At 36.7% G+C, this 25,565-nt stretch carries 23 protein-coding genes and 6 pseudogenes; 11 read left to right on the top strand and 18 right to left on the bottom strand.

What is annotated here, in order from left to right; all coding sequences use genetic code 11:
* Positions 1-158 precede the first annotated feature (158 nt).
* Together ORL93_RS10345 and ORL93_RS10350 are read right to left on the bottom strand one after the other, a co-directional pair.
* A pseudogene (locus tag ORL93_RS10345) lies at positions 159-299 on the bottom strand (TerD family protein); the annotation flags it as partial.
* A gap of 232 nt (positions 300-531) precedes the next feature.
* Positions 532-1,317, bottom strand: coding sequence for a GNAT family N-acetyltransferase (locus tag ORL93_RS10350; RefSeq protein ID WP_265959021.1), 786 nt, complete (start codon positions 1,315-1,317; stop codon positions 532-534).
* Between the two features lie 217 nt (positions 1,318-1,534).
* Here ORL93_RS10350 and ORL93_RS10355 point away from each other — a divergent pair, with 217 nt between their 5' ends.
* A complete protein-coding gene (locus tag ORL93_RS10355) occupies positions 1,535-1,954 on the top strand; it encodes a PH domain-containing protein (protein ID WP_265959022.1) in 420 nt (139 codons plus the stop codon).
* Between the two features lie 35 nt (positions 1,955-1,989).
* Here ORL93_RS10355 and ORL93_RS10360 read toward each other — a convergent pair.
* Positions 1,990-2,112, bottom strand: a pseudogene (locus ORL93_RS10360) (epimerase); the annotation flags it as partial.
* Here ORL93_RS10360 and ORL93_RS10365 point away from each other — a divergent pair.
* Positions 2,106-2,243, top strand: a pseudogene (locus ORL93_RS10365) (lactonase family protein); the annotation flags it as partial. The pseudogenes ORL93_RS10360 and ORL93_RS10365 sit on opposite strands and share 7 nt — an antisense overlap.
* 318 nt (positions 2,244-2,561) lie before the next feature.
* Here ORL93_RS10365 and ORL93_RS10370 read toward each other — a convergent pair.
* Positions 2,562-2,918 (bottom strand): hypothetical protein, encoded by a 357-nt coding sequence (locus ORL93_RS10370; RefSeq protein ID WP_265959024.1) that lies wholly within the window; start codon positions 2,916-2,918, stop codon positions 2,562-2,564.
* A gap of 175 nt (positions 2,919-3,093) precedes the next feature.
* Positions 3,094-4,452: a phosphoglycerate transporter PgtP gene (gene pgtP, locus ORL93_RS10375; RefSeq protein WP_003195572.1), complete on the bottom strand. Its 1,359-nt coding sequence runs from the start codon at positions 4,450-4,452 to the stop codon at positions 3,094-3,096.
* 412 nt (positions 4,453-4,864) lie between these two features.
* Here pgtP and ORL93_RS10380 point away from each other — a divergent pair, with 412 nt between their 5' ends.
* The 3 genes from ORL93_RS10380 to ORL93_RS10390 are packed head-to-tail and all read left to right on the top strand — an operon-like array spanning position 4,865 to position 7,834.
* The gene (locus tag ORL93_RS10380) at positions 4,865-5,755 is read left to right on the top strand and encodes a substrate-binding domain-containing protein (RefSeq protein WP_265959025.1); all 891 of its coding nucleotides are present in this window, start codon (positions 4,865-4,867) and stop codon (positions 5,753-5,755) included.
* The gene (locus ORL93_RS10385) at positions 5,752-7,215 is read left to right on the top strand and encodes a HAMP domain-containing sensor histidine kinase (RefSeq protein ID WP_097795995.1); all 1,464 of its coding nucleotides are present in this window, start codon (positions 5,752-5,754) and stop codon (positions 7,213-7,215) included. Before ORL93_RS10380 ends, ORL93_RS10385 begins: the two co-directional genes overlap by 4 nt.
* Positions 7,184-7,834: a response regulator gene (locus ORL93_RS10390; RefSeq protein WP_097795996.1), complete on the top strand. Its 651-nt coding sequence runs from the start codon at positions 7,184-7,186 to the stop codon at positions 7,832-7,834. The genes ORL93_RS10385 and ORL93_RS10390 overlap by 32 nt, the downstream gene beginning before the upstream one ends.
* Before the next feature lie 120 nt (positions 7,835-7,954).
* Here the strand turns inward: ORL93_RS10390 and ORL93_RS10395 are convergent.
* Positions 7,955-8,086, bottom strand: a pseudogene (locus ORL93_RS10395) (IS6 family transposase); the annotation flags it as partial.
* Here ORL93_RS10395 and ORL93_RS31380 point away from each other — a divergent pair.
* Positions 8,071-8,223, top strand: coding sequence for an IS3 family transposase (locus ORL93_RS31380; RefSeq protein WP_123767163.1), 153 nt, complete (start codon positions 8,071-8,073; stop codon positions 8,221-8,223). The pseudogene ORL93_RS10395 and the gene ORL93_RS31380 overlap by 16 nt on opposite strands.
* Positions 8,224-9,398: 1,175 nt before the next feature.
* Here the strand turns inward: ORL93_RS31380 and ORL93_RS10400 are convergent.
* The 9 genes from ORL93_RS10400 to ORL93_RS10440 all read right to left on the bottom strand — a co-directional run bounded on the left by ORL93_RS10400 (position 9,399) and on the right by ORL93_RS10440 (position 17,481).
* Positions 9,399-9,560, bottom strand: a complete 162-nt coding sequence (locus ORL93_RS10400; protein WP_176549044.1) for a hypothetical protein — start codon at positions 9,558-9,560, stop codon at positions 9,399-9,401.
* A gap of 100 nt (positions 9,561-9,660) precedes the next feature.
* Positions 9,661-10,893: an L-2-hydroxyglutarate oxidase gene (gene lhgO / locus ORL93_RS10405; protein ID WP_265959026.1), complete on the bottom strand. Its 1,233-nt coding sequence runs from the start codon at positions 10,891-10,893 to the stop codon at positions 9,661-9,663.
* A 72-nt stretch (positions 10,894-10,965) separates the two neighbouring features.
* Positions 10,966-11,904 (bottom strand): glutarate dioxygenase GlaH, encoded by a 939-nt coding sequence (gene glaH, locus ORL93_RS10410; RefSeq protein WP_097793718.1) that lies wholly within the window; start codon positions 11,902-11,904, stop codon positions 10,966-10,968.
* Positions 11,905-12,193: 289 nt separating this feature from the next.
* Positions 12,194-12,451 carry a hypothetical protein gene (locus tag ORL93_RS10415; protein WP_006093699.1) on the bottom strand — a complete coding sequence of 86 codons (258 nt, stop codon included), beginning with the start codon at positions 12,449-12,451 and terminating at the stop codon, positions 12,194-12,196.
* 110 nt (positions 12,452-12,561) lie between these two features.
* A complete protein-coding gene (locus tag ORL93_RS10420) occupies positions 12,562-12,702 on the bottom strand; it encodes a hypothetical protein (RefSeq protein WP_018782297.1) in 141 nt (46 codons plus the stop codon).
* Positions 12,703-12,832: 130 nt separating this feature from the next.
* A complete protein-coding gene (locus tag ORL93_RS10425; RefSeq protein WP_097793717.1) occupies positions 12,833-13,186 on the bottom strand; it encodes a DUF3870 domain-containing protein in 354 nt (117 codons plus the stop codon).
* 35 nt (positions 13,187-13,221) lie between these two features.
* Positions 13,222-14,664: an aldehyde dehydrogenase family protein gene (locus ORL93_RS10430; RefSeq protein WP_265959028.1), complete on the bottom strand. Its 1,443-nt coding sequence runs from the start codon at positions 14,662-14,664 to the stop codon at positions 13,222-13,224.
* A 23-nt stretch (positions 14,665-14,687) separates the two neighbouring features.
* Positions 14,688-16,016 carry a 4-aminobutyrate--2-oxoglutarate transaminase gene (gene gabT, locus ORL93_RS10435; protein WP_006093695.1) on the bottom strand — a complete coding sequence of 443 codons (1,329 nt, stop codon included), beginning with the start codon at positions 16,014-16,016 and terminating at the stop codon, positions 14,688-14,690.
* Positions 16,017-16,032: 16 nt separating this feature from the next.
* Positions 16,033-17,481, bottom strand: a complete 1,449-nt coding sequence (locus ORL93_RS10440) for an amino acid permease (RefSeq protein WP_033794534.1) — start codon at positions 17,479-17,481, stop codon at positions 16,033-16,035.
* Between the two features lie 388 nt (positions 17,482-17,869).
* Between ORL93_RS10440 and ORL93_RS10445 the strand changes: the two genes are divergently transcribed.
* Entirely contained in the window at positions 17,870-18,016 is a 147-nt protein-coding gene (locus tag ORL93_RS10445; RefSeq protein ID WP_006093693.1) for a YflJ family protein, read from the top strand.
* Between the two features lie 87 nt (positions 18,017-18,103).
* Positions 18,104-18,316 (top strand): annotated as a pseudogene (locus tag ORL93_RS10450) (hypothetical protein); the annotation flags it as partial.
* A gap of 160 nt (positions 18,317-18,476) precedes the next feature.
* On the opposite strand, the gene ORL93_RS10455 reads toward ORL93_RS10450, so the two are convergent.
* Positions 18,477-19,430: a TRM11 family SAM-dependent methyltransferase gene (locus ORL93_RS10455; protein ID WP_029427461.1), complete on the bottom strand. Its 954-nt coding sequence runs from the start codon at positions 19,428-19,430 to the stop codon at positions 18,477-18,479.
* A gap of 715 nt (positions 19,431-20,145) precedes the next feature.
* On the opposite strand from ORL93_RS10455, the gene ORL93_RS10460 reads away from it, so the two are divergent.
* From ORL93_RS10460 to ORL93_RS10470, 3 genes are read left to right on the top strand one after another with little or no spacing between them, the layout of a single operon-like run.
* On the top strand, positions 20,146-21,693 hold the full coding sequence (locus ORL93_RS10460) for a spore germination protein (RefSeq protein WP_033798671.1): 1,548 nt from the start codon (positions 20,146-20,148) through the stop codon (positions 21,691-21,693).
* A gap of 4 nt (positions 21,694-21,697) precedes the next feature.
* A complete protein-coding gene (locus ORL93_RS10465) occupies positions 21,698-22,801 on the top strand; it encodes a GerAB/ArcD/ProY family transporter (protein ID WP_006093689.1) in 1,104 nt (367 codons plus the stop codon).
* The gene (locus tag ORL93_RS10470) at positions 22,798-23,901 is read left to right on the top strand and encodes a Ger(x)C family spore germination protein (RefSeq protein ID WP_265959030.1); all 1,104 of its coding nucleotides are present in this window, start codon (positions 22,798-22,800) and stop codon (positions 23,899-23,901) included. Before ORL93_RS10465 ends, ORL93_RS10470 begins: the two co-directional genes overlap by 4 nt.
* 264 nt (positions 23,902-24,165) lie before the next feature.
* Here the strand turns inward: ORL93_RS10470 and ORL93_RS10475 are convergent, their stop codons facing one another.
* Both ORL93_RS10475 and ORL93_RS31385 read right to left on the bottom strand, forming a co-directional pair.
* Complete coding sequence (locus ORL93_RS10475) at positions 24,166-25,215, bottom strand: M42 family metallopeptidase (protein WP_097793712.1); 1,050 nt, start codon at positions 25,213-25,215, stop codon at positions 24,166-24,168.
* A 92-nt stretch (positions 25,216-25,307) separates the two neighbouring features.
* A pseudogene (locus ORL93_RS31385) lies at positions 25,308-25,361 on the bottom strand (SEC-C metal-binding domain-containing protein); the annotation flags it as partial.
* Between the last annotated feature and the right edge of the window lie 204 nt (positions 25,362-25,565).

The following is a 25,565-nucleotide window of genomic DNA, read 5'->3' on the forward strand; positions in this document are numbered from 1 at the left end:
GGTCATTCAAGTTTCTATTTAATAAAAACCAGAATTTTTATAAATATTATTCAGCAACCTTCACCATCCATATAAGTAAACTTTCTATCTTGTTAGTAACAATGTGTTGTCTAAACTACTGCCTATAAATAGATTCAGCAATTACTTATCTCTTTGTATTATTTAAAATACTTCTCATAATCATCTTCATTCTTAAACTCAATCGGCCCAACATCCATGCGGAATTTCCCATCCTCATACAGTAATGGTGAAGCTTCTGAATGATCTCTAGAATAGCTTTCTACTTGGGGTATCGTCAGGAAAATACGGATTTAAAACGTTAAGGAAATTTCAATATTAAAAAGCCCACCGTTGTTCAATAAGATTAAAAAGAGATTTAGTTACCAGTTCTATTTATAACAACTTCAGGAGTGCTTTGTAAGTTTTTTACTTCCATAAACATTTTTAAGTTATATACAAAAACCATGCTTTGACATCGTCTAAAGCATGGTAATTATTTAAACTAATATAAAACTGCTAAATTGATTTTTTCTATCCCTCGTGAATTTCTTTAATACTTTTTCCTTCTAAAAACGCATGTCCCGTTTTAATTTTTTCTACTGTTTCAAATCCATACTTTTCATACACTTTTTCTACTGTTTCGTTAATTGGGATCACCCAAAGATTATCTAGTCCTCTATTCATTACTTCACTTTGAATAAAGTGAATGAGTTCACCTATTAATCCTTTACCTCTAAACTTTTCAATTGTAGCTACACTTTCCATTCGAGCCTGTTGTTCATGTTCAAAAATACAAGCGATGGAGCATGCTACTCCATTGTATCTAAGTAGATAGTGAGTGAATGCTGGATGTTGGAATTCATCTTGAAAAGCTTTTTTTCTAACTTCGCCTCCTAACTCTTTTATACTACATTCAATATCTAAAGCTTCTTCAAAATTTAATTCAGATACCTTTTCAATAGTAACTTTTTCATTTTTATCTTTTTTAGTTAATTTCTTATTCCATAATTGGATTGGACTTATTAATTCTTCAAACCCAAAGTTCTTTATTTGTAATTCAGAAATCAGTTTTTCTTGCATATCTAAGTTGTATATATAAAATCTAGGTACTATATTTTTAGTCTTATAGAAATGAACTACTTCATCTACTATCATTTGTGGATTCAAACTTACTACACTTACATGTGCATGATTTGCATCATAATAATATGGGTTATTTTCATTACAAAATATAGAACCCCATGATTTCTCTATTCGGCTAGTAAAGGTTTCAAGGTATGCAAAATCAAGCTCAAGAACATTTTTTAAACTAGTCATACGATATTCCCTCTTCTCTATTTATTTCTTCAATATCTTCTATACTTTATTATACATTTAAATATTTTAATTTTTAGTTTTTTAGTCGAAATATATTTCATACCCTTCAAAAAATATTTTCAAGAAAAAATGAGTGTAAATCAATTAATAATTATATATAAAGTTATAGATATAATAGTCGTTTTTCCCTATACTTACTATAAAGAGGTGAACATGAATGAAATTTAAGATTAAACAAAATCCTATTCATATGATTATATTTCTATTAACTATTTTCATTTTTATTGCTATGCTGTTCATACAAGGTACTAATAATATTTACCTAAGTTGTATGATTCTGTTAAACATAATCAATTTTTTATTTATTTACAGATCCACTTATAAAATTACTGACAAATCATTAATTATCAAATATTATTTTACAAATACTGAAATACCTTTTGAAGATATCCAGCATATCAAATACCATGGAAAGTCATTGAATTCACAAGACTGGTCAAGACAACGATTAGAAATTATGTATGGATTATTTAATACTTTGACAGTTTGTGTACCAAAAAAAGAAGAAGAATTCATTAATTTATTAAAAAATAAATGTCCTAACATACAAATAATAGACAAGCCCATTAAACAATGAGAACAATGGGCTTATTTTTATTTAAAATCTAGAAAACTACCAATGAAAATAGAGATTTTATTTCCTGCTAGTCTAGTCAATGTTGGTTGTAAATACGAGTTCTGCGAAGTTATACCATAGTAGTCCGGTAACCTAACAATTAATGCTTTTGCATTTTCACACCCTTAACGGAAATCAGGGTACAGTCTCAGTATTTAATATCCAAGATGATGGTAGTCTGGTTAGATTGCAGGTTGCTGCTTCGACTAACTTTCCTTATTATGGATCACAAGGGTTAGCTGTTCTTTGATTCTATTTGGTCCATCACATTTGCTGGAGTATAAAAGTCTCTCTTAATGTATGAGTCATCTTCAACTAACGAGGACTTGAGTTGAAGATAAAAATAAAAAACGAATCATCAAATAACTTCCAACAAAACTAATTATCAATAGCAAAGTAGAGGTCTCGCCACATGCCCATCAAGCTAATATTTTGAAGTACCCCCAAAACAAAAATTCCATCTCACTTTTTTGTTTTATAGATTATTAATTTCTTTTAACACATGAAGATTTCGTTCAAACTCAAATAAAAATAGAGTCTCAAGATTCTTTTCTTGAGACTCTATTTTTTATTTCAAAAAGGAAATCATGATTTTCTCTAATTCAGCCTTATTTAAAATATCATCAATGATTACAATTTGATAGGAACTGTCCTTTCCTTTTTCCATAATCGCTGATTGATAAATCGTATAACTGAACTCCCCTTTTTTATATCTTGAATTAATAATTGGTTCTGATTTTCTAAGTGTAATATCTGTATCAACTTTTTCCTTCTTTAGCTCATAGCCTTTTGCTGTATAAGTTGGTTTTTTAATTGGAAAACCAACCAATTTCTGCGCTTCCTTAACTGTATATCTGAAATGTGAATAGATTTTTTCCCAATAATAGGCCAAGAGCGTTGCCAATTTCCTCTGATTTTTTTTCATCTTCTGGTTCTAAATGCTCAAGGCTACCTAGGGCTATTGTCTTTTTATCTATGATATACGCCTCTGTTTGCAATTTGACCACCTTTATATCTGCATCGACACCAAATTGGTTACGTTGAGCAGCACACTGACTTTGAGTATTGTATAATGGAAATATCCTCAGAATATAGTTGTTTCAGGATTGAAGTACCTGTTTTTTGTTGAATTCTTTTGCTCCTCGATGGGTCAATATGCAGCATATGATGCAACATACAGTTGCCGCTAGTAATACATAGAAACCACCATTCCATCCTACCTTGTCAACCATTACACCAAAGAGTGTAGTACCTAAAGATGCACCTAGAATGTAACTCATAAAACCTCTCAAACCAACCGCCGAACCAACGGCGAAAGGTGGAACCACCTCCATAGTTTGTACTGAAGCCAGAAACTGCGGAATGTAAATCAAGCATCCAATAATAGCAGCGAAAATAGTGACCCAATGTAACGATGTACTTTGCCAGTAACCAATGATACAGATGAATATCAATGTCATAGCAATGATTGCTGGCGGCATGCGGTGCCCTTTGAATAACTTGTCTGATAGATAACCGGCCAGAAGAGTAGAAGGAATGGCTGCCCATTCAAAGAATAAAAAGGCAACACTCATCTCTTCTTTAGTGAAATGTTTTACATTCAACAAATAAATGGGCAACCAGCTTATAATGCCGAAACGAACCATGTAAACAAAAACATCTACCAAGGAAACGAACCATGCATTTTTGTTAAATAAAACATAATTCCTAAAAATCTGCCAAGCATTCATGTCTACTGGCGGTTTGGAATCAGCCCTTTGTTGCATTTTCGAATCGGGTTCATCCTTGATGATTTCGCTTAACGGAGGCAAGCCCTCGCTTACCGGTGAGCCTTTAATAAGGGTTAGTATCACCATTGCCATAACAATAGCTATTGCAGCCGGAACCTGGTAGTTTGCCGCTTGCCAGTGATTGGAGCCTAACATAGCAAAACTGACACCAACGATAGGCGCTACGATGCCTCCACCTATATTGTGCGAAATATTCCATATGGCACCGACAGTTCCTCTTTCCTTACGCGGGAACCAGTTTGCAATAGTAATAAAGCTAGGTCCAACTCCCATTCCCTGAAAAAATCCATTGAGAACAACGAGAACTGCAAACATCCAGAATGCGGTGCTGAAGCCCATCATAATATTGACCATAGCGCACAGAAGCAAACCAAGCGCCATATACCTTTTAGGATTAGCTTTGTCTGCTATACTACTCATTAAACCCTTACTAATTCCATAAGCGATAAGCATGGAACTGCTTAATAATCCTACTTCTGTAGCACTAAGATTGAGTTGTTCCTTCAGATAAGGAGTAGATAAGGCAAAATTATTACGTACTATATAGTAAGCTATATAACCGAAGAACACGCCTAATAAAGATTGTAGCCGGAAAAGCCTATAGGTTTTTTGAACCTGGTCTGATGCTATTTTTGTAGTAGCGATTTTAGGTTTCAAAAATGAGAACATACTATCTACCTCGATTTCTTTACTTTGATTTACGAAAAAAACTTAGATTGGCATGAAATTTAGTATTTCAATAGAGGCCAACTTGTCGGAAACGTTTTCAAAAATACTTGTGTTATATCATCCCTCCTTTGTTAAATTATCTTATATGTCAAGTCGTTAAACTATCAGCAAATATCTGATTTTATGTAAGATAATATCCTACATAAAACCATTTATGGCTATTTGCTGTCACACCTTCGACATAAATAGTAGTTTTGTATACAATCTTCCATAGATTTCGTGGATCGTTCTGAAGTAATATATAAATATAAATTTTGAAAACCCTGAATCGAGTAGGATTCGGTAAATCGGATTCAATTAGGGTATTTTCACATATTACATAAATCCCTCGCCTGCAAGAATGGAGGAAAGTATGATAAATTGGTTGAGGCTTTTTTTTATATTGCTTATTACTTTACTTTCAATAGGATGTCAGCATGAGCGTTCAAGCCCTCAAATTATTTTCTCCGAATCTGACACCATGCCTGTTGGTTCACAAGGTGACAAGCCCTCTCCTGTACGGATCGCAATTTCAAGTGTGTTATCACCGACTGATACAATTATGTACTATAGGAAAATAGCTAACTATATTGGAGAGAAGCTTCATAGACCTGCAATTCTAATTCAGCGCAAGAGTTATAATGAAATTAGTATGTTGATGATGAATGGAGGTGCTGATATAGCCATACTTTCAACAGGAGCATATATTACCTACAGACATGTTGAAGGACTTGAAGCAATTGCCATGCAAGAGCGAATGGGAGTTCCATATTATTATGGTTATGTCGTCGTAAACCGCAAAAATGAACTATCCAGTATACATGATTTAAGAGGGAAAAACGTCGCTTTTAGCGATCCAACCAGTTATTCCGGATATATTTTTGTGAGGGGAAAATTAGCTGAATTAAGTGAAACGCCCGAGCATTTCTTTGGTCGTTATGTTTTCACATATAATCATGAAAGCTCCCTAAGCGCTGTGATAAATGGTGTTGTTGACGCTGCAGCTGTTGATAGCTTAGTCTTTGAGCGTACCAAACTTAAAAATCCAGAACTGATTAAGAATTTGAAAATTATTACAAAAACGGAACCGATTGGTACCGGTCCTGTTGTCATCAGCAGTAATTTACCTGATGAAGAGAAGCGAATTATCAAGGAAAGTTTCATTTCTATGCACGAACAAAAAATAATAAAACCAGCGTTTCAGGGACTGTTCATTGATCGTTTTGTTCCATTTGAACCCCAATTATATGAGGGTCACCTATGAAATGGATGAATAAATTACAAATAAACCAAAAGATATTTGGAGCTATATTCGTTTCGCTACTCTTCCTCGCTCTAGTATTGGGATGTATCATTTGGGAATCACTCACAAAAATCATGACAGAGGACCTTAAAAAACGTGGTGTAAATATTGCTGAAAATATTGCGGCATTGTCTTCGGATTACATTCTGACTGATGACTACTATTCGATTCATCTTCTCATTACCCGGGCACAGGAAGCTAACAAAGACGTTCGTTATATACTGGTCATTAACAATAATAATGTTCTTGTCGGAAATACATTCTCCAAACACTTACCGAAAGGAATATTAAACGCACATAAGCCTGATGATATCAATAATGGAAATTACGCTATACTAACTTCAGATGAAGGAAATATCCATGACATACTGGTTCCAATCGAAGAGGGAGATGTAGGATTTGTTAGAGTTGGAATGGCAGAAAAACAGGCGAAAAGCTATATTTTTACTAAAATAATAGAATTGGTTGTTGCTACATTTTTGGTCTGTATGGGGGCTGCAGGTATAGCTTATTATGTGACTCGTATCATTACTCGACCAATCAATAGTTTAGTTGATACAGCAACAGGCATATCAGCCGGTAATTTATCCTTAAGGGCTAAAGCAGAGAGTGACGATGAAGTTGGAAAATTAGCACGGGCTTTTAATGAAATGGCTGACAACCTAATTAGTTCCAGCACTGCAGTAGAAAAATTATTGAAGGAACTTCAAGAAAAAGATGCCCTTCGAGATACGTTGATTTTGAAACTATTATCCGCTCATGAGGAGGAGAGAAAAAGAATTTCTCGTGAACTTCATGATGAAACAAGCCAAGCCCTTACTTTTCTAATGGTTACAATGCGGATTTTAGCTAATGAAGTTAAAGATATCGAGCAACAGGAGCTACTTAATGTAAGCCGAGAAACTGCGGCAAGTATTTTGCGAGAAATTAGAGATTTAGCGGTAGAATTAAGACCACCCATCCTTGATGATATAGGTTTAATTCCGGCATTAAGGAAACATGCAAGAAAGTTTGAAGAAAAATTCGCTCTTACTGTAATTCTACACGCTCCCGATGATGACATCGCTGCCATAGATAGTCATACTGCTGTAGCACTCTACCGAATTGTTCAAGAAAGTCTTACCAATGTAGTGAAACATACAGTAGCAACTGAGATTGTGATTAACATGGAAATCAAGGATTGTTCTATCGAGTTGAGCATCCATGATAACGGTCACGGTATACGTGAGACCGATTTTGAAAAAGCTCGCCAGCAAAATCGGATCGGAATATATGGAATGAAGGAAAGAGCCGAATTACTGGATGGTTCATTTTTTATCAAAACTCACAATATCGGTGGGACCGAAGTTAGGGTGTCTATCCCATTAAAACAGAGAGAAGGGTGTCATGATGAAAAAGACAATCAACATAATGCTAGTTGATGACCATGCCTTGATGAGATCAGGTTTAAAACTACTATTGCAAAAAAGACCGTCCTTAAAAGTTGTAGGTGAAGCCTCTGATGGACTTGAAGCACTCCGGCTTTACGACATTTTAAGGCCCGATATTCTGATATTGGATATATCTTTGCCGCGCTTAGATGGAATCCAAGTTCTCACAGAGATTAAATTACGTTATGAACAAGCGAAAGTCATAGTGCTCACCATGCACGAGGACGAAGACTATGTAACATTAATCATGAACGCGGGAGCTTCAGGTTACGTCCCTAAAGCAGCCGTAGATGAAGAATTATACACTGCTATTGATTCCGTTATGGATGGATACCTATACCTTCGCCCAAAGGAAATTTCAACGATGCTAAAAAGATTGCAAAACGAAACAGAGTCCCGAAATCCTTATGTAATTCTAAGCCCACGTGAACGAGAGGTATTGCAGTTTCTTGTTAAAGGATTTTCATTGTCTGAAATTGCTCAAGAATTAACTATCAGTATAAAAACGGTTGATACTCATAAGACGAGAATGTTGAACAAACTTAATCTTTCTAAAAAAAGTGAACTTGTTCAATATGCCATAAAGTATAATTTAATAAACATGATATAACGGGGTAATGTATGTTATAAAAGATCTTATCTCTTCCGACATCCTTATCATATAGCTTTTTTAGGTTCTGTTGCAAAGTTTCCGAAGACATAAAGAGATGGGGAATATTGCGGACTAGTTTTATGAAACTATTAATAATTCATGTAATGTGTTATACGTCGAAAAAACGAAGTTCGGTTGAAGACTTCGCTTTTGTTTGTATATGGCATGAACAGTTTCTATACCTTTAATAGTACGTGAGGCATGGCGAAGCTTATCAAGAAGTAGCTATATATATTGAGTTTTACAACAACCGAAGGATTCATTCTAGTATTTTAGATTTATCACCAAATGAATTTTATCGACGAATACAAACAGAACCGTTACAAATCAAAGAAGTTAGAGTATGAGGCGAGATTTTTTTCTTGTCTCACATAAAAAGAAGTAATTTTATGAAATAAAGAGCAATTCTATGAAACAATGAGTTAAGGATAGTATGTGTCCAAAATTAGGGAGTTAATCCGCTTTGTTATAATATTAAATTCTTTATATATATTACATTATTTTCAAATAAAACCTTTCATTTCAATTATCATGAATATATATCTTATGCTAGTGAGGTTTACATAATCTATCATTATCTGTAGCAAAAATGTTAATGCCGTAATTACATAAAGAAAAAGAATCCCTTATGATTTCTGGGATTCTTTTTCTTGTTTAAAGTTTGCTCACACAAATGATCTGCACATCAATCCATTCTTGATATACAGATCATTTGTATGATGTTTTTACATATAATTGCAATTGCGGAATAATGAACTTACATTACTGCTTTTAAAAGCTCTCCTACTAATGGGATGATTCCACCTACAAATTTTAAAACTGCCATTGCGATTGCCATATTATTTCCTCCTCTTATTTTGTATAGTAAGGTAATGAACTTACATTACTGCTTTTAAAAGCTCTCCTACTAATGGGATGATTCCACCTAAGAATGATAAAACTGCCATTGCGATTGCCATATTATTTCCTCCTTTTATTTTTTATAGTAAGGTAATGAACTTACATTACTGCTTTTAAAAGCTCTCCTACTAATGGGATGATTCCACCTACAAATTTTAAAACTGCCATTGCGATTGCCATTTTATTTCCTCCTTTTATTTTTTATAGTAATGTAATGAACCTACATTACTGCTTTTAAAAGTTCTGCTACGAATGGGATGATTCCACCTACAAATTTTAAAACTGCCATTGCGATTGCCATATTATTTCCTCCTCTTATTTTGTATAGTAAGGTAATGAACTTACATTACTGCTTTTAAAAGTTCTGCTACGAATGGGATGATTCCACCTACAAATTTTAAAACTGCCATTGCGATTGCCATATTATTTCCTCCTCTTATTTTGTATAGTAAGGTAATGAACTTACATTACTGCTTTTAAAAGTTCTGCTACGAATGGGATGATTCCACCTACAAATTTTAAAACTGCCATTGCGATTGCCATATTATTTCCTCCTCTTATTTTGTATAGTAAGATGTTGTAAATCTTTATACTCTTATTATAGTAAGCGCTTACATATATATCAATACATTTTAATATGCAATATTACATAAGCTATTTGGCTGCCCTCACCATTTAAATAACTTTTTACAACTTGTATCTTTAATTCATCTGAATAAGTTTGAAATTTATCCCCTTTTTTAACCATAATAAAATCCCCTCCAAGTAAAAGTGTAACATCCATGTTTATTCATGGTCTTTTTACACTGTCTACCTTAAGGGGATAATATCACCCTCACCTCAAACAAAAAAAGAGACCACCCCAAAAGGCAGCCTCCCCCTATCTAAGCCTTCACTCGAAACACCCCATCCGTACTCACCCGATCCACAACCACATCCGGCACCTTCCCCACAATCTCCTCCCCAATTTTCAAGCTAGCTGTTGCCGCCGGAGACGGGGCATTACAAATATGCATAGAGTTTATACCCGGGATAATACAGAAGTCATCTACCATATTCCCATTAGATAGAATCGCCTGTGCCCTTACACCAGCGTGGGTCGGAACGATATCTTTCTCTGTGAGCTCTGGTATTAAGCGCTGCAAGCTTTTGAGAAAGGATTGTTTACTGAAAGAACGAATCATTTCCTTCATGCCTTCTTTCATGTTTGGCATTGCCATTTTCCAAAAGCCGGCGTATGTCATTGTTTCCATGAAGTCTTTTATGTTAAAGTCTTTTTTTGTGTAGCCTTCGCGCTTGAAACTTAGTACTGCATTTGGCCCTGCATGTACGTCCCCATTTATCATTCTTGTAAAGTGAACACCTAAGAATGGGAAGTCTGGGTTTGGAACAGGATAAATTAAGTGTTTTACAAGGTGGCGCTTTTCTGGAACGAATTCATAATATTCGCCTCGGAACGGGACGATTTTCATGTCTGTTAGTATGCCTGTTTTTTTGGCGATTCGGTCGCTATGTAGTCCAGCGCAATTAATGAGAAATTTTGTTTCGAATGTGCCTTTGTTTGTTTCGATTGTAACGAAATCTTTGTGTTCAAAAATTTGTTCTGCTTTTGTGCCTAAATGCACTTCTCCCCCATTTTCCTCTATGAACCGTGCAAATGTATGACTGACTCCTTTATAATCGGCGATGCCGCAGGAAGGAACGCGAATAGCTCCTAATCCTTTTACGTAAGGCTCGATTTCCGCTAATTCTCCTTTGTCGATTTTCGAAATATGTAACCCATTTTGCAGGCCTCTTTCATACAGGTTATGTAAAAGAGGAAGTTCTTCTTGTTCTGTTGCGACAATCACCTTTCCGCACATGTCATAGGCAATGCCATTTTCTTTGCAGAACTCCACCATCGCTGCGTTTCCTTCTTTCGCAAATTTCGCTTTATAGCTGCCTGGTTTATAATAAATACCGGAATGAATGACACCGCTATTATGTCCTGTTTGATGATGCGCAAGTTCGTCCTCTTTTTCGATGACTGCGATTTTGGCATGAGGAAATTTTTTCGTTAAGGCCATTCCAGTTGAAAGACCGACAATTCCTCCGCCGATAATTAGAAAATCATACATTTAACTTCCCCCTTATGTCTGTATCCCCTATATTAGGAAAGGCAGGCCTTGTTGAAAGGCCCGCCAAATCTATTATTTAGAAAAACAACCGCGCTGGCGCATGAGCTCTCGATATAAATCTTTGTTTTTCTCAAAAGGAGCGCGCCCATGCATCCAAAAGAGATTGTTTAATAGAACGAGATCTCCAACTGGTAATTTTAATGCGTGCGTTGCTGGAGAGTTCTCCACAGAGTGTGATAATTCCTTCAAATATGTTGCCTGTTCAATATTATCTGGATAAGCGAATTGATCAATAAAGCAAATACACGGTGCGTTGTTTACATCAAAAAATGTTTCACGGTATACGATTTCTTGTGCGTTTTTACTTGGAGGTGCTTTGTACGTAACTTTTACCGATGCGAGTGGATGCTTGCGAAATTTATCAAGCTCTTCCCAATCATCTAAATGAAGTAAACGTGATTCGCCCCCTACCGCATTCTTTTCCTCAAATTTCATCATAAGGAGCCAATCTGTCGGTTCGTCAACAAATGTCCCGTCTGTATGAAGCGTAAATAATCGATATGCTTGGCGAAGGTAAGAATCACTGCCATCTGTATCTTTCACATTAAATCTCGCGTAGTACGTTCCTGTCATTGCATCAAAGTTAGGTGTACCAATTAAATGTGTTAATGCCGTTGCAAATTTCACATAGTCTCCTGCATCTATCGTTTCGCCTTGTACACCAATTGTAAACCCGCCCGTTTCCCGGTCGTGAATAATACCGCGAACATTTTCCATAAACGACTCACCAAAGAATTTTTTCATTTGATCAGCAAGGATAAAGCGAGAATACGGAATATATTGTAAGGATTGCTCCGAATGTTCTTTTACCTCTGCGAAAAATTGCTGAAGCAATTGCTGATCTAACACAATATGATACAAACGTTTATGTTCTGGATGAGGAACAATTTCATACCCCTCATATTTCTTTGCAAACTTCATCTTCACTACTTGCTCTGTAATCACTGACATGTTATTTCCTCCTTTAGTTTAAATAAAACGAAAAAGCCAGTCATACGCATCTACAATACAAATCGTAGAAAACGTACAACTGGCTTTAAATTACGAGTGTTCTTTAATCTCTTAAAGTACAGTAATAATAGACAGTTTTTTTATGAAAATATGTGCAAAACAGAAAATGAAGATCGGATATAGAGAAGGCTAATTTCTCATATGGATCTTATCACTTTATAATTAAATGATAATTCAAAATATTTACACTGTCAATATGTTTTTATTATTTATTTCCATGCAGTTAGAGTTAGCCATAATACTTAATTTCAGCATTTTCTTTTTTTGCTCGAATCGTAATTCTTCCAGTGAATTGTGGTGGATTTTCATAATTTTTTTCAACTTCATCGAACATAGCTTTTAACATGGATTCTAATTCGCCTAATGTAGTATCTTTTGATAAACCGTTTACTCTTGCAATTTCAATACTTTTAAAAGCGTCATCAACATTTAATACTTTTTCTTCACCGAATCCTTTCACTTCGAATTCTACTTTCATTTTCTCCATATCATTCCCTCCTTCTAAAAACTGCTCTTTAGTAGAAGAGCAATCCTACTTTTATTGTATATGAAGCGGCAAGAGCTGACACTATATTTATCTATTATAATTTCTGAATTTCAAAGAACTTTCTTATCCTTTGACATGTACTTTTCATTTTCCTTCTTCCGCCCACATACTTTACACATATTACAAGTTTTCACTGCATCATTTTTCGCGCACCCTCTTTTTTGTTTTACATCTTCGTTTGATTTTGACATATTCTTTCCTCCTCATTAGATAAAAATAAAAAAGCCAGTTATATTTCGCTCATCAAATAAGCTGAAATATAACTGGCTCTTGTTTATGAATGCTCTTTAGAAAGTAAAGCGTAATAAACTAGGCAGTTTGTTATAGATTTGTTTCTTCATATTCTTCTTGTGGCTTTTCGCCGTTTACATAGCTTATATATTGGCGATACAAATCTTTTACCGCACTAATAATCGCATTTTGCGCTTTTCCTTGATAGTGATAAGAGATTTCTTGAATGATATCTTCAATGCCATCTTGTAAACTATGCCCTCTTAATATTTGAGCAATAAAGTCTCTCCCATGTTCAGTAGCAAGGGTACATGACGCTTCAATAATAACGTGATATTTGTGATCTGCCTCTATTGTAATTGTTAATGTTTCATAGACACTGCGCACAGCCATCCCTTTCGGAAGTCTTGAGTGTCCTGCCATGAAAAAAGTACCTTTACGCATGTTCATCCCCCATTATTATGTGTTTATTCTATAACTCATACTTGATCGATATATACCGTTTTTACTCTTGTATAAAATTCTGCAGCTGTTTTTCCTTGTTCACGCGGTCCTGCACTCGAATTTTTCATACCACCAAACGGAACTTGCGGCTCTGCTCCTGCCGTTTCTGAGTTGACATGGACCATCCCAACCTCCATATCATCAATAAACTGCTGGGCTAGGCTGAGATTATTTGTACAAACAGATGCACTCAGTCCGTATTCTGTATCGTTCGCTACATGAATCGCTTCTTGATAATTGTTCACCTTAAACAAACAGATAACAGGACCGAAGATTTCTTCTTTCGCAATTCGTGCATCTTGCGGTACGTCTTCAAAAATAGTCGGCAGGACATAATATCCTTGTTTTAACTCATCTTCTTCTGGTGCGCTACCTCCGCAAAGTAAAGAAGCTTCTTTCTTTCCTACTTCAATCATCGCTAAAACAGATTGCTGTTGATTTTCAGATACACATGGACCCATAAATGTATCCTGTTTTAATGGATTTCCAACTTTTAGAGCCTTTGTACGTAACAGGAGCTCATTTCGAAATTCCTCATAAATGTCATCTTCAATAATCACTCTGCTTGTCGCTGTGCATTTTTGTCCTGTTGACATGAATGCACCTCTTATCGCAATATCGACTGCCTTCTGGGTATCAGCATCCTTTAATACGACTAATGGGTTTTTTCCTCCCATTTCTAGTTGCACCTTTTTCCCGCTTGCAATCGCCGTTTGCTGAATGGTCTTTCCGACGCTATTCGAACCAGTAAAGGATATCGCTTTTATATCAGGATTTTCTGTTAATTCTGCTCCAACGACTGAACCTTTCCCAAATACACAATTGATAACCCCAGCAGGAATTCCCGCCTCGTGAAAAGCATTCACAAGATGATACACGGATTTTGGTGTAATTTCAGCAGGCTTTATCACAACTGTATTCCCATAAATAAGCGCTGGCGCCATTTTCCATGCTGGAATCGCAATTGGGAAATTCCATGGTGTAATGAGTCCGACTGGTCCAACTGCGACGCGCTTATTATAGAGCATTGTTTTCGGATTTGCAGAAGGGATCATTTCTCCTACCGGCTGATTTGCTTCCCCCGCATAGTATTCCAAAATACTGATTGCCCGCTTCGTCTCACCGATTCCTTCAGCGAGCGTCTTTCCTTCTTCACTCGTTAAATCTTGACCGATTTCCGTCACTCGTTCTTTTAAAATTGCGGCTGCTTTCCATAAATAACTTGCCCGTTCTTGAAACGATAGCCCTTGCCAATTTTGAAAAGCTTCTTTTGCGGATGCGATGGCTGCCCCAGTATCATCTGCCGAACTTAGTGGAAATTCACCTAATACTTCTCCATTATGCGGATTGTAATTTTTCGAATATTGATTGGTAGATGGCTCTTTCCACTGGCCGTTTATATAATTTAAAAACCTCATTTCTCTGCCTCCATCACCGTTTCCTATTTTGATAGTTTCGCAATTGCCGTTTCAAGAATATGAAGACCTTCCTCCAGCTGTTCATCTGTAATAACAAGCGGCGGTAAGAAACGAAGGACATTTCCATAAATTCCAGCGCTTATTGTAATTACACCTTTGTTATGTGTTTCTTGCATAATCGCTTTTACTTCTTCTGTTGCTGGCTCTTTCGTATTTCGGTCCTTTACAAGCTCGATCGCCGTCATAGCTCCAAGGCCTCTCACATCTCCAATTAATTCGTATTTCTCCTTCCAGCTATGGAATACTTCCATCATACGGCTACCGATTACCTCGGCACGTTTTACTAACTGCTCTTCTTCTATTACATCTAAAACAGCGAGTGCAGCTGCGCAAGCAACCGGGCTTCCCGAAAAAGTGCCACCAAGTTGTCCTGGTCCAGGTGCATCCATCAATTCCGCTCTTCCTGTCACTGCGCTAAGCGGCATCCCTGCAGCAATGGATTTTGAAAATGTCATTAAATCAGGAGCTACTCCAAAATGATCCATTGCGAACAAACTTCCAGTACGAGCAAAGCCCGTTTGAATTTCATCAGCAATCATGATAATTCCATATTTATCACAAAGGTTTCTTACTCCTTGTATAAACGTTGCACTTGGAACAATAAATCCCCCTTCACCTTGAAGTGGTTCCAAAATAATGGCAGCGATATTATCACTCGCCACTTCCTCTAACATAAAGCGTTCGAAATACGCTAAAATTTGCCCATCTACTTCTTCTTTCGTCATGCCGTCTTCCGCGCGGTAATAATACGGATAAGGCAGCTTGTATACATCTGATGCAAATGGACCAAATCCATGCTTATAAGGTTTTACCTTACTCGTAAGAGACATTGTCAGAAGTGTCCGCCCATGATATGCACGCTCAAATGAGACGATGGCACTGCGCCCAGTCGCTTTCCTAGCGATTTTCACAGCGTTCTCTACCGCTTCAGCCCCGCTATTTGCAAACATTGTTTTTTTCTTAAAATCTCCTGGCGTTAATTTATTCAATCTCTCAGCCAACTCAATATAGCTTTCATACGGCGCTACATGAAAACAACTATGAATAGAAGATTCCACTTGGCTTTGAATGGCTTGTACTACTTTCGGATGACAATGCCCGACATTTTGCATACCAATCCCGCCTGCAAAATCTATTAATTCGTTACCATCTACATCCGTAATGATTGCCCCTTTTGCCGACCCGACATATAACTGCGTAATATTATAAGGACCCCCAGGCACCGCATTGTTTCTTCTCTCATGTAGACTATTTGATTTTGACGTTACAATATTTTGTTTTTCTTTTAGCATGGAACATACCCCTTTCTTACTCCTTCTCTAAACTAACTTTCGAATCTTGTATAATCGTAAAATCTTCTTTTATTGGCACTCGCTTATTTCTATCTCTTAGGAAATAGATTGCGATTACTACGGCAGTTGCTAACATCGTCATATAAAATTGCATACGCATATCCGCTATAAACGCTTGTGCAACAAATATCGTAATGATCATCGCAAGCGTTGCATATGTGAGATAAGGGAATAACCACATTTTCACCTTTAGTTTCCCTGGGTCTTCTCTTTCAGCTTTTCTTCTCAACCTGATATGAGAAACGGCAACGAACATATACATCAGCATCGTAACACCGCCTGAGCTATTCGCTAAAAAAGCAAATAGTTTATCAGGAGATATAAACTTTAGCATGGCGCAAATGAATGCGAAGATGATACTTGCATATATCGCCCAAACTGGTGTCCCTCTACTGTTTAACTTTGAAAAAATAAAAGGAGCGTCTCCCTTTTTCGCAAGTGAAAATAACATACGAGAACTCGTGTATATTCCGGAATTCATAACCGAAAGGAGCGACAGAAATACAACCCCATTCATGATTTCCGCAGCCGCAGGGATTCCTGCCATCTGAAATAAACTTGCATAAGGCAATTTCAATAATTCTGCATTGTTCCACGGCATAAAAATGACCAAAATCGATACAGACCCTACAAAGAAAATCATAAGACGCCATACAACACTGTTAATCGCTCTTATTACATTCTTCTCTGGATTATCAGACTCTCCGGCCGCAATCGCCGCTACTTCACTCCCCGATAAAGAGAAAGAAATAAACACAACGCTAAGTAATACTGGCATAATTCCTTTTGGAAAAAAGCCCCCGTTTTCAGAGATCATTGAAAGATCCGGTCTATCTACATTAGGCACAAGTCCAAAAATCATAGAAACTCCTAAAACTAAAAATGCTAGAATCGCTACAACTTTAATAAACGCTAACCAATATTCAAACTCCCCATATAACTTCACTGAATAAACATTTGTCATTGTCATCATGATAATCACGAACAAACTCGCTATCCATGTTGGTATAGAAGGAAACCAATTATTGATCATCACTCCTAACAATACCGCTTCGATCGCGATAATGATGAGCCAATTGAACCAGTATAACCAACCGATTGTGTACCCTGCCCAAGGTCCAATTGCCTTATGTGCATATGTTGAGAATGAACCACTATCAGGGTTTACCGCAGCCATCTCCCCGAGCATCCGCATCACAAGTACAACCATTAAAGCACCAATGATATAGGACAAAATGGCAGCTGGACCGGTTGATTGAATAATTGTCCCACTTCCTACAAATAATCCGCCCCCGATTACCCCACCAATTGAAATCATCGTGATATGTCTGGTTTTTAAGTCTTTTTGCAATTCTTGTTTTTCTTTCGCCAAAAAGATCACCAACCTATAAGTATTTATTTTCATAAACCCTTCGAGCTAGCATATATAAGATTGAAATATCACTATTATTGATAACGCTTTCTTAAAATCCTCCTATAAATAGGAACAATAAAAAGAGCCAGAAAAACAATGTACAAAGTTACATTGGATTTTACTGTCTCTATCCTTATGGCTCGTCTTCCTGCTAAGGAAGTTCAAGTGGAAAGAAGCCAATCATCCTCGATTAAATTGAACGAAATCATATCCGGGCATGCAGAGAGGCTAATCACTGTCATCCGATGATAAACTAATAATAATACAAATAGACTGAATATTCAACATTTATTTTAAATTCAGTTATATAGTATTAAAAACGAAATTTATCAATTCTAAAACATATACTGTTTAAAAGCAAAAAAAGGAAGTGATCTCCATGTATTTTGGAACAAAAGGATGGTACGTAGCTGAACTGAAAAAATTAGGAGTTCGTTATTTTGAAGGACGGAAGTTAGAGAGCTATCGTGGGCATGTTTTACGCAATTTATTAGCTGCAAAGCAAGAAGAACTCAAAGAAAAGTAACCTATTATGATTCATCGATAAAACGATATCGACTGTTCTTTCGAATATATCGGCGATTTTTCAAATATATCGACCGTTTCTCACCATATTCGGAATGCGTTTGTCCCGTTTGGCAACAATCAAGCAGAGCGTGACTTGCGAATGGCCAAGGTAAAGGCAAATATCTCTGGTACCTTTCGAAACGAACAGGATGGCGTTGTATTTTGTCGCATTCGCAGTGTAGTTTCTACAATTAAAAAAACAGAAACAATCCGTACAAGGCAACAAAAGAAGGCATGCCTCCTTTTGTTGCCTTCCTAGTAAACTATCTAACACTAGGCTAAGCAGTTACTACAAAGCTTAACAAGTAAATACCCTTAATCCTAGAATAGAAGATTAAACAATTCCTTTAAGTGATAAAGAAAAAAGTGATTGGCATATATACCAATCACTTTCCTTTTTTCATTACAAAAGACTTCCCCTATTCACAAACAAGAATTTCCCTAGAAAATGTCCCTTTTTTAGCTATACAGCGGTCTGTAATTTCAAATCCAGCTTCTTTAATCATGTGATCCATTGTCTCAATGGTTACAACAATTACTTTTTTCGCAAAACGACGCGCATGTGTAAGAATTGAGAATTGATCTTCTGGTGTCGCATGTGTAAATAAATTGTACGGCATATCGATAATTGCTACATCGTAATTAGTTGTGACATCCGCAATCGGCCCTACCGTTACGTCTCCTTCAAATCCAAAATGCGCAATATTCTCTCTAGATCCAATTACAACAAGAGGATTTATATCCCGGCCCACGATGTCAATTCCCATGGACAGTGCCTCTACCAGTACCGTTCCTATACCACAACACGGGTCAATCGCTTTGACTCCATCAGGATTTGGCACAGCGATATTCGCAACAGCTCTCGCAACACGTGTGCTAAGTGACGTAGAATAGCTGCGTGGTTTTTTCACGTGATGATACCAAACAGCTTCACTTTCAATATATTCTCCAAAATACCAACGACCACCAAGAGGAACAATTCCAAATACACGCTCTGGATGATGCACGTCCGCTTCCCCTTCAATCTGCATGCCGATTTCTCTCTCAATTACACGCCTCTGTCCGTATTCTATCTTGTTTGCTTCATTGAGATCGTTAATTTTAACAAAAATAACTTTAAATGTAGCTCCTGCCAAATCAATTTGTTCTACTTGTTCTAAAATATTTGCCAAGTCGTCTCCTTCATACATCACTTCGATTCGTTCTTTCATAAACGGACTTCGGCTCGGCTCAATTTTAACATTACTTTTCAAAATGTTAACATGAGACTCAACTCCAAAAAGAGAGCGCATCTCCATATAACATAAAGATCGTTCATCCTCGCGGAATGCATACGTATATATAAATGCCGGTGTTGTGCTGTGATTATTCAATCTGTTCGCATCCTTTATCATTTTAAATTGTTCTTCCCTATCATTCTCAGTAGCACCATATAACATGAAATATATGAAAAAGGAAGGAATAAGCCGAGGCAAGTTTGTCTCTTTTTATTAGTCCTTTTCATCGGATTCTTTACTTATTAAAGAACATTTTATTTCTAGGAATTAGCTCGTATTCCTAACTCCTTACACTCGCTCACATACTCTTTTAATGAAATTAAATGATATCATATGATTCAAACAAAGTGAAACTTTAATCACACTCACCTATCCTCTTTGCTTTTGCTGAATTTCGAAGCGGGAGTCTTACTGCCCGCGAATAGCGGAATAAAAAAAGTGATTGGTATACAACTACCAATCACTCCTTCAGAAAAGCATTCCTCTTCTATTCTTCTATTAAATCCGATAACACGTAAGCAAGCACAAGCGCCTCTGTATGCACAATTAAAACAGACAAACTAGAAAATGCTACACACGTCATGTGCGGGACAGGTGGCAGTATGGTTCCTAAAGAAATTATAGAAGATTATTATAAAAAGCATTTCTTTCTACTAGTCATACAGAAGGAAATGCTTTTTTATTTTAGAAATTTGGTTAATGGCCATCTATAGTAATAATTCTGGCGTTGCCTCTCTAGTTATTAGGATATTTTTTCTTAATATATACATACTAAACATACTATAGAAGGCACGTAGAAAGTGAGGGAGTCATGGCTAAATTTCTGAAACGGTTAAAATATAGAGGTAATCCTAAGTCATTTTCAATACAAGACAATACTCATTTTCGGAAAAAAAATATAGAGGACTCCCTCTTAGACGCTGATTTATCAAAAAACATAGCTGATATTCAGAATATATTTCGTCAAGCACCTGATTTAGTGATTCGTCGGTTTCAAATGAAAGTAGATGGATTAGAAGCAGCTTTAGTGTATTTGTCTGGATTAACAGATAAACAATTGATTCAAAATCACGTTCTAAATCCTTTGATGAATAGTGTTTTTGATACGAATACGGAACTTCCAATTACATTAGGACATATTAAAATTATTAATACGTGGAGTCAGATTGAAGATGCTATTTTCCGAGGAGATAGTGTTTTATTAATCTACGGCCGAACAACAGCGCATCAATTGGATACAAAAGGATGGCCACAAAGAAATATCGAAGATGCTCATAACGAAATAGCTCTAAAAGGTGCGCATCAAGCATTTGTGGAAACTGGAAGCCAAAATATCGCAATGATTCGAAGATATATTCCTCATCGCGAATTAATGATAAAAGAAATAATAATTGGTATACGAAGCAACACGAGGATTTCTATTTTATATTTGAAAGATGTAGCTTCTGAAGATGTGCTGAAGGAATTAGAAACACGGATTCAAAATATTACGGTCGACGCTGTTGCTAGTACTGGTGAACTTATCGAATTCATTGAAGATAACCCGTACTCACCGTTTCCACAATTTATGTTAACTGAAAGACCCGATGTGGCTGTATCTCATATTCTTCAGGGAAGATTTGTGGTTGTTGTGGATCATTCCCCAAGTGTATTAATTGCTCCAACAAATTTTATCTCCTTTTTTCAAGGAATTGATGATTACGGGACACGTTGGTTAGTTGCCTCGTCTATTCGTATACTTCGTTTCGTCGCTTTTATGATTGCTCTATTTTTACCTGCGAGTTATGTTGCGTTTATTTCCTTTAATTTTGAAGTCATTCCTGTAGAGCTTTATTTATCTATTGCGGAATCAAGAACGCGCGTACCATTTTCTCCAGTTATGGAAGCACTGCTTATGGAAATGACATTGGAAATGATGAGGGAAGGGGCTTTGCGGCTGCCTACTCCGATCGGTCAGACGATTGGAATTGTAGGCGGAATTATTATTGGACAAGCGGCTGTTCAGGCAGGAATTGTAAGCAACATTATGATTATTGTTGTTGCTATTACAGCCATCGCTTCTTTTATTATCCCTAATTATGATATGGGGGCGGCAGTCAGACTTTTACGCTTTCCGATGATGCTATCAGCTGCCTTATTTGGAATTGTCGGACTTGTTATCGGATGGATGACATTAATTGCGCATCTTATCAGTCTTGAATCGCTAGGAACTCCTTATGGAACTCCGTTAGCACCGTTTCGCTTTGCAGATATGAAGGATGCTTTTGTACGCTTTCCTCTATGGGCCATGAGAAGTCGTTCTAAAGGTACGGGAGCCATTCAATCTATTCGACAAGGAAAGAACCATAATAAAAGGTGAAACTATGAAAAAATATGCCTATAATGACATTACTCTTCTGCAGTATATTTTTTTAATTAATGGAATGCAGGTAGGAACTGGAGTTTTATCTCTCCCACGATTGCTTGCAGAAAAAGCTGGAACAGATGGATGGATAGCTATACTTATCGGCTGGGTATTCTCCACAATATCAGGTGTTTTCATCGTGAAAACAGCTGCAAGATATCCCGAGGATACGCTTTACGACATTCTTATACGATTATTTGGAAAAATAGTAGGGAAAGCACTCGTTGTTATTTACATGATATATTTTGCCTTTTATTCCGGTACTATTCTTGTGAACGCTATGCTTTATCTTAAGGGATGGCTTCTTCCGAAAACGCCTGACTATATCATTATCTTTTTGTTTTCGATTCCTACCTTTCTTGTTGTACGCAACGGCCTTCGTATTATAGGGCGGTACTGTGAACTTAATTTTTATATGATGCTTTGGATTCCGCTGTTTTTTTTGATACCGCTAAAAGAGGGCGGGAGTTGGCTGCCTTTCTTTCCGCTCTTAAAAGAAGGGTGGAAACCGGTATTAACGGCTGTACCGACCACTATTTTTGCTTATTTAGGGTTTGATATTGCGTTCTTTTTATATCCCTTTTTACAAAAAAAACAGTATGCAGTCCATGGAATCGTTATTGCAAACACTTTAACGATGTTATTTTATTTATTTGCTACTATTGTTTGCTTTGCCTATTTTAGCCCTGATAGCATTACACAATTTAACCAGCCGGTACTAAATTTACTTAAAGTAATTGAATTTCGTTTTTTAGAACGTTTTGACATGATTTTATTAGCTGTTTACTTAACCGTTGTTTCCACAGCCTGGATTCCTTGCATATACTGCGCTGTATTTTGTTCTAGCCAATTACTTGGGAAACAAGATCACACCTCTCATGTTCTTGTTCTATTATTACTCATTATCGGCTTCATATTTTGGACTCATCCTAGTTGGAATCAAGCCGAAACTTGGCAACAGGTAGTATCGAATGCTGGATTAGGATTAACTTATATATCACCTATCATTTTATGGATGTATAGCTGGGTATATGAGAAGTCTCGCCAGGGGGGGATACATTGAAAAGAAAGGTGCTATGTTGTATTTTGTTATCAGTGTTCATGATGACTGGATGCTTTGATCAAACAAATGTTGAAGATGTTTCCCTTACTCTTGTCCTTGGTATCGATTTAGATCGTAATAATAATTTATTGGTGTACATGTCAAGTCCTGTTTTTAATAAAGAAGCAAAGGTAAAAGAAGAAACTACTGGTGTGAAATCTGTTACGACTCGAAATTCTAGAGACAAATTTGACGCTACGGTTATGGCGCTTACCTCGGGAAGTAAAACACAGGTTATTTTAGTTGGAAAACGGCTAATGAAACAAAAAAACTGGGAAAATTACCTCGACCCATTTTACCGAGACCCCAAAAACACAGTTACCACACGAGTTGTTGCTGTAGATGGACCTGTTTCGGACGTCATCTTTTATCACCCAAAAGATAAACCGCGGCTTCCTTTATATTTAACAAAACTAGTTGATACCGCCTATTTAAGAAATATCGCAGTAAAAACAACTCTTCAAAAATTACATGAACAAGTAGCAGACAAAGGGATAACAGCAAGTATTACTGAGATGAAAAAAAAGAATAGAATATGGGTGACAGGTACGGCTTTGTTGGATGAAAAAGGAAGGTATAAATTAGCGCTAAAATCCGATGAAAACAAACTATTACGCATTTTGCAGCAAGAAACGAAAGGTGAGTTTCCATTTACAATTGCACTTAAACTAAAGTCAGATAGCCAGGATAAAGATTGGATAAGCTTTAGTGCCCAAAATATTAAAGTAAAGACAAAGGTAAAGTATGATAATCATTTTATATTTAATATAGATGTAAAGATGAGAATCAGTATTACAGAACGGCTTTTTTCGTTCAATACAAGAAAGGACGCAGCAAAATTACAAAAAGCTATTGAAACTAAGCTGGAAGCTGATTTCAAGCAATTAATAAAGAAAATACAAGCTGCCAAAATCGACCCTATTGGGCTTGGGGTATATGCAAGAACTTACACATATCCAGAATGGAAAAAAGTCCAAAATAAATGGAATAAGGCATTAGCAAAGGGCGATGTAAACGTCAAGGTAAATGTAGAAATTGGTGGGATGGGAACGATTAAGTAACATGAGTTCAACTGAGATTCATACTAAAATTACAAGCTCCTTCAGTTTTAGGAAAGTTAATTTCTTTAATAGCTGTTTTTTCATAAAAAAATCTTCACATGTAGTATGTAAGGAGATTACAGATTTTGCGATACGAGAAAGCACCTGTACGAGTTTACTCCGCCTTTGGTAGCAAGAATTTCACTGGCTTTAGCCGTGGGAGTGTCAATCCGACAACATTCGCCATACAAAGGAGGTTACCCAGTGCCAGGTAACCTCTTTTCGCTATTCTCCAATCAACTCTGACATCACATAAGCAAACACAAGCGCCTCCGTATGTACAATCGAACTCTCATGTGTACGCTCAAATGCATGAGAAGAATCAATTCCTGCTCCAATTAGCGCGTGTTTCACATCAAATCCTGCGTGGATTGCTGCGGATGCATCTGATCCGTAGTATGGGTAAATATCTACTTTATATTCAATGTTGTTTGCTTTCGCAAGTTCCACTAAATGTTTACGTAAACCGTAGTGGTATGGACCGCTAGAGTCTTTCGCACAGATGGATACTGTGTATTCATCTGATGCTTGACCATCCCCTAATGCTCCCATGTCGACAGCTAAGTATTCTACTGTTTCTTCTGGGATGTTGGAATTACCACCATACCCGATTTCTTCATTATTAGAGATTAAAAAATGTGTTGTGTATGGCAATGTAATGTTTTCATCTTGTAATCTTTTAATTAATTTTAGTAGAATTGCCACGCTTACTTTGTCGTCTAGGTGACGTGATTTTATGTAGCCGCTCTCTGTAATTTGGACACGTGGGTCGAATGAGACAAAGTCCCCTACTTCGATTCCTAGTTCACGAACTTCATCTGCTGAAGATACGCGCTCATCGATACGAACTTCAATATTTTTTTCATCACGTTTTGCTTCACCTGCGTCTTTGTATACATGGACAGATGTTTGGTGCATTAAAATTGTACCCGTATATGTTTTTCCGCTCGCTGTTTCGATTTCGCAATATTCTCCTTCAACAGAGTTCCAGCGAAACCCGCCAATCATCGATAAGCGAAGGCGACCGTCAGATTTAATTTCTTTTACCATTGCACCTAAAGTATCAACGTGAGCAGTTAGTAAACGATGCTGATCATCGTTTTTCCCTTTTAACGTCAAAATAAGCGCACCTTTATTGTTACGCTTCGTTTCTACATTCCACTCTTTTACGTAGTTTTCAATAAAGTTAATGATTTTGCCTGTATTTCCAGATGGACTTGGAATAGAAACAAGCTGTTTAATTAATTCCATTGTTTCTTTTGCATGATGTGCCAATGTTGGTCCCTCCACTTCATTTTTCTAATATTCAGTATACAGTAATCATTAGAAAACCACCACTTATAGATGGCGTTTCTCCTATATAGCCTTTATTTTAAACAACATTTTTTATATTTCTTTCCACTTCCGCATATACATGGATCCTCTCTCCCACAAAAAAAAGAAAGGGTTTATATCGATTTTTCACTATATATTGATTTCCCAATATCTCAGTCACTGCTATGAAAACAAAAAGAGACCTCCTCTCATTCTCTCCCTTTGTTTTAAACCCGGCATGGGGCAGAAAAAGGCACTGACCGCCTCTACGCATGGACGGACTCTCTCCACCCTAAAATAAGAAAAAATAA

Origin of the sequence: Bacillus sp. DHT2 (assembly GCF_026241455.1) — a bacterium.
Classification (GTDB): Bacteria; Bacillota; Bacilli; order Bacillales; family Bacillaceae_G; genus Bacillus_A; species Bacillus_A pseudomycoides.